Genomic DNA, 927 nt, shown 5'->3' on the forward strand with positions numbered 1-927 from the left:
ACGGCAGTGTTTCTATGGGAGATTCTTGGGGAAAGTTTCTTTAAAGTTACTCCGGTGTATAATAGTCGAGGCTTGCCAAGTGGGTGATTACAGAAGTTACTACCGCCTGATGCATTCAGCTCCGGCTCCCGCCCACACCCCGGCACAGCCGGACCACAGGCGACAGCCTATGCGGTGGACACCCTTGCGGACGATAGCAGAAGTTACTCCCGTCTTATATACGGCTCCGGTTGCCGCTCCCTCACTTGCCGAATACAGCAAAGGAAGCAGCACCCTATGCGATGGGGACCCTTTCGGATGATATCCTTAGCGGAATGTAAGCCCTTGCGGCACGGGTGATAGCTGCGATGCCCGGTGCGGTTTCGCTCCGCCCGGCACTAACGCCGGGACTAAAGCGAGAATCCGCTACCTCTTTTCGTCTGACTATAGGAACGGGCTGTTAGTCAGGAGTGCAGCCATGCGGTGCGAGGTTCCCGTGTTTTATGATTGAGCGGGTTTGTCTGTTTGGATAGGAGGCGGCGCAAGCTTCCGCCGCCATGCTGACGTGATGCTGCTTGCGCCGTGTTCTTCCGGTTTTTCTGATGGAGTGCAGCTTTTGCGCAGGAAATCCGGAAGAGCAATTATGTTTAATTAGTCACAAAACCGTTCCGGATTTTGTGCTTTAATTCAACATAACAGCATCTTCCAAATATTCCTGCTGTTTGCGGGCTTTTCTGTTGTTTCAGGAACGAGCATAAAGTTACTCCGTTTAATGTTCACCCTTGCGGACTGCGCCCTGCGGAATGTAAACGCCACCCCGACCACCACCCCTTAGTTACCCCTGCCTATCCCGGTTCCCTGCAGGGTTTCCGACATCTTGCGGGTTTCCTGTTCCTGCGGACTTCGCCTTGCGGCGTGCCCGGCTGACTGTTTGCACCCTGCGGACAG

Annotated in this window: 1 protein-coding gene; it reads left to right on the forward strand. The window is 54.4% G+C overall.

Annotated features, from left to right (window positions below; translation table 11 throughout):
- Positions 1-301, forward strand: a 301-nt coding sequence (locus tag BSCG_RS30220) for a hypothetical protein (protein ID WP_083793697.1), incomplete at its 5' end; no start/stop codon positions are given.
- Positions 302-927 lie beyond the last annotated feature (626 nt).

This window comes from Bacteroides sp. 2_2_4 (assembly GCF_000157055.1).
Classification (GTDB): domain Bacteria; phylum Bacteroidota; class Bacteroidia; order Bacteroidales; family Bacteroidaceae; genus Bacteroides; species Bacteroides ovatus.